Raw genomic sequence first — 4,200 nt, 5'->3', positions numbered from 1 at the left:
GCCTAAACTGGGGCGACATTATGAACCAGAAGCATTAGATCAGTTTTTACCCTGGGTAATGACTGAAAAAATTCCGCCTTTAAAGTAAATGGAATGGTTTGGCTAGGTGGGTTTAATTGACGGTTACGTTTATAAAGTAGCTATTTATGAAGTATATGCTGGCAGGCAAGTTAGGGCGAGTGAGAAAACGAGTGTTGTGGAAAAAGTGGTACGCCGTTTTCCTGTCGATTTTACAACAATTGAGCACCATGATGAGTATGCGGATTTATTGAATTCAATGATTGTAGTTGGCGGCCATCAGGTTGTTGAGTATAAGCGTGAGCGGTTTCTATTGCTGCATGTTCCTAACTCTATTGGGCCTGATAGAACAATATTACTTAAAGCTGAAATTACTGAGCAATTAATTGAATTGTGTGGGCGCTTATTAGCTATCTATGCAAATCAAGTACAATTACATGACAATAAAGAGCGTGATTTACTAACACGTTTGCCAAATAGGCAGTCTTTTGATCTGCGTTTATTTCAGGTTTGCGAGTATTTTCACGAGTACCAATTAAAGGGGACGATGCAAGATAAAGGTTCTTGGATTGCTATGCTAGATATTGATCACTTTAAGGTTGTAAATGACTCTTTTGGACATTTATATGGTGATGAGGTATTGCTGCATTTTAGCCAAATTATGGAAAAAAGTTTTCGTTATAATGACTTCTTATTTCGTTTTGGTGGTGAAGAGTTTGTCGTGATTCTAAATCTTGTTGATATGGCCTCTGCTAGAGACGTTTTTGATCGCTTTAGAGAAACTATTGCTCAATTTAACTTTCCAACTGTAGGGCGTGTTACAGTGAGTATCGGTGTGACTCATATTGACAGCCATGCCTTACCTGCAAGTTTATTAGATCACGCGGACAAGGCTTTATATCATGCTAAAGGACAGGGGCGTAATCAGGTAGTTTTTTATGAAGATATGGATATAGAGCTGTCGACTAAAGATGACTCAGATATTGAGTTGTTTTGATTAAGGGGGCGATTGTTAATAAGGCCTGAAATTGTAGCGAAATATTGGGAAGTAAATCTGTTGATTTTTCTGTATTTCACTTGTTTCTTTACAAGCCACAAGCTTTATGTGAAGGGTACATTTCATCAAACCTTTATGTTTAAGGTTACATTTTTTCGCGTAATTTTAGAAAGCGTTGATAGCGTGCTTCAGAAATAACACCATTTTCTACTGCCACACGTACTGCGCAGCCTTTATCCTGTACATGGCTGCAGTCATTAAATTGACATTGATCTAAATAGGCTTGGAATTCTCTAAAGCCATAAGCTAATTGACCTTCAGAAAGCCCTGCTAAACCAAAAATTGCTACGCCTGGGCTATCAATTAAATCTCCGCCATCAGGTAAATGATATAAGGTTGCTGCTGTTGTTGTATGCCTGCCGTGTTTAGTTATTTCAGAAACTGTATTAGTTTTGAGGTTCTTATCTGGAATAAGTGCGTTGGTTAGTGATGATTTCCCTACTCCTGACTGGCCACTGAAGATGTTAATTTTATTGGTTAAGGCTTGTTTTAATTGCTCTATACCCATATTGTCTAACGCGCTTACGCGAAATAATCGATAACCAAGCTTGGTATAAGTGTCGAGTTCGTTTTCAATTCTTGTTGATGTCATTAAATCTGCTTTATTATAAATCAGTAGGGCATCGATATTGCGGTTTTCACAAATAGCTAAATACTGATCAATGAGTAAAAAATCACAATATGGTTCCGTAGCAAAAACGACAAAAATTTGATCGATATTAGCCGCAACGGGGCGTGTTTTTTTGCCTTTGTTAGGGCGCTCTAAAAGTGAATGGCGTGGGAGAAGTTCTTCTATTCGGCCTTGTCCTGGTGCGACAATGATGAGCTTAACTTTATCCCCTGCGGCAACGGTTTCTAGTTTTCTGCGTGTTTGGCAAAGGATGATTTCATTATTGACTTCAACTGCGATACCTTGGCCTAAGTGGGAAATAACGAGGCCTGAATAAAGTTCTGTCATAAGAATAAGTTAGCTGGGTTAAGTAAGGTTTTTCTGCTTTATAAAAAGCAGAAAGATCGCGGAGAAACATACAATGAATTCCCGGCTACGCAATTTAGGCGGGACGACTGGTAGTTCGTAGGGCAGGTGTCGTATTAAATGCGTAACCGAATTTTCTGTAGCCTTTGTGATATCGATTTAGCGTGTGATTATAATTTAGGCTCTAAATGCGCAATACGAATTGCAGCAGGTGGGTGACTGTAATGAAAAGCAGAGAACAAAGGGTCCGGCGTTAAAGTGCTCGCATTTTCTTTATATAGTTTAACTAACCCGCTAATTAATTTACTAGCTTGGGCATGTTCCGCCGCAAAATCATCGGCTTCAAATTCAAATTTACGCTGGAAATAGGCGCTAATGGGGGTCATAAAGGTAGTAAAGACTGGTGAAACAAGCATAAAAAGCAACAAAGCGGCAGCATTAGAGGCCGTATTGACGCCTAAGCCAGTAAAGAACCAGTCTTGAGTAATTAACCAGCCAAGTACGCCTAAGCTAATCAAACTCATAATCGAACTAGCAACCAGCATTTTAATGACATGTTTGCGTTTAAAGTGGCCAAGTTCATGTGCCAGCACAGCTTCCATTTCGTCATCATTTAATGATTCGGCCAGTGTATCAAAAAATACGATGCGTTTATTGTTGCCCATACCCGTAAAATAAGCATTTCCATGACCGGAGCGTTTTGAGCCATCCATAATGAAAATACCATTGCTACTAAAGCCACAACGATCTAATAATTGGTTAATGCGCTCTTTGAGTGTGCCATCTTCTAAAGGAGTAAAATCATTAAATAAAGGTGCAATAACAGTCGGATAAAGCCAGCTCATCAGTAATGAGAAACTCATCAAAATAGCCCATGTCCAGATCCACCAAGTATCACCTATAGCTTGCATAACCCATAGAATTAAAGCCAATAAAGGCAGGCCAATGACAGCAACTAAAGCCAGTTGCATGAGTTGATCTTTGATAAATTGAGTCATAGTGCTTTTGTTAAAGCCATATTTCTCCTCTATAACAAAGGTTTGGTACAGAGTAGTGGGTAATTCTAATAAAGACATAAGGAAGAATATGCTTGCTAATGAAGCAATTCCTGCAGTAATAGGTGAGAGATCGAATCCTGCCCAAAAGTCAAAAACTAAGTTAATGCCACCACCAAGAGTGAGCAGCAATAAGAAAATAATACCTATGACACTATCTATGTCGCCCAGTTTACCTTTTTCTACGGTGTAATCGGCTGCTTTTTGGTGTGCTTCTAAGGTGATAGACTCTGTGAACGCTTCGGGCACTTGATTACGATGCTTGAGTACATAGTCTGCCTGGCGCTTGGAGAGCCAAAATTGCACTGAATAAGAAAGTACCAGTGCGATTAAAAATATATAAGTAAAAGTATTCATTTATCCGTTGGTATTGAGTTATAAATAGAGTGTATGGTAAAGGATACACTATATGCTTCACACAACACAATGACTGCAACTTTAAGAGATAGTATTCTTTAATTTAATTGCAGTAAGCTTCGTTTAACAACTAACTGAGTTTATGTTTCGCTTACCGCAAACAGTGTCATTACGATTGTAAGATAGAGGGTAATTTTGAGGTGAACATTGAGCCAATATATGTGTATAATTCTTCCAAAAAATCTGTATGTTATGCACTAAATTTAACCTAAATAGTGAACTTTAGTCGGGGCAGCTGAATAACAAACGGACAAACTACAACTGGCTCTATATGTCAATATATAAAAATACGTCTAGAAAATTTTCAGCTATCGTTATTGGTCTTAGCCTTGTTTTAATGATATGGGGAGCAAGTGTGGGAGGTGTTTTTAATTCGTCCAATGGCTTTCTGTCTAATATTTTAATGCAAGTTAATTTACGGAGTAGTATCTCTGAGAAAATTATGATTGTGGAGGCGGAGCATTCATTGTTAAACAAGGGCGATGAAGTGTGGCTTGCCGTATTACAAAATATACTGTCCTATGATGTTAGGCAGGTAGTTTTTACTTTTGTTCCCGAACAGGCATCTGATGAATTTTATCAATTAGCGAGAGATTCTAAAAACCTGAATTCGTATAATAAGTGCATAACCTCTGAAAGTAACGGATAGCAATACACTGGTTGAATTGAGACAAGAC

General features: G+C 38.3%; 4 protein-coding genes. 2 read left to right on the top strand and 2 right to left on the bottom strand.

Features of this window, described 5'->3' with window-relative positions; all coding sequences use genetic code 11:
- The first annotated feature begins 106 nt into the window (after window positions 1-106).
- Window positions 107-1,015, top strand: a complete 909-nt coding sequence (locus tag BQ7314_RS12250) for a GGDEF domain-containing protein (RefSeq protein WP_245394988.1) — start codon at window positions 107-109, stop codon at window positions 1,013-1,015.
- A 145-nt stretch (window positions 1,016-1,160) separates the two neighbouring features.
- On the opposite strand, the gene rsgA is transcribed toward BQ7314_RS12250, so the two are convergent.
- Window positions 1,161-2,033: a ribosome small subunit-dependent GTPase A gene (rsgA, locus tag BQ7314_RS12245; protein ID WP_174483973.1), complete on the bottom strand. Its 873-nt coding sequence runs from the start codon at window positions 2,031-2,033 to the stop codon at window positions 1,161-1,163.
- A gap of 188 nt (window positions 2,034-2,221) precedes the next feature.
- Window positions 2,222-3,463, bottom strand: coding sequence for a M48 family metallopeptidase (locus BQ7314_RS12240; RefSeq protein WP_174483972.1), 1,242 nt, complete (start codon window positions 3,461-3,463; stop codon window positions 2,222-2,224).
- Window positions 3,464-3,794: 331 nt separating this feature from the next.
- Here BQ7314_RS12240 and BQ7314_RS12235 point away from each other — a divergent pair, with 331 nt between their 5' ends.
- Window positions 3,795-4,172: a hypothetical protein gene (locus BQ7314_RS12235; protein WP_174483971.1), complete on the top strand. Its 378-nt coding sequence runs from the start codon at window positions 3,795-3,797 to the stop codon at window positions 4,170-4,172.
- The last annotated feature ends 28 nt before the right edge of the window (window positions 4,173-4,200 follow it).

The sequence above is a fragment of the methanotrophic endosymbiont of Bathymodiolus puteoserpentis (Logatchev) genome (assembly GCF_900128525.1).
GTDB lineage: Bacteria > Pseudomonadota > Gammaproteobacteria > Methylococcales > Methylomonadaceae > Methyloprofundus.
Note: the sequence above shows the minus strand (reverse complement) of the source record. Positions and strands in the feature narration are given on the sequence as shown.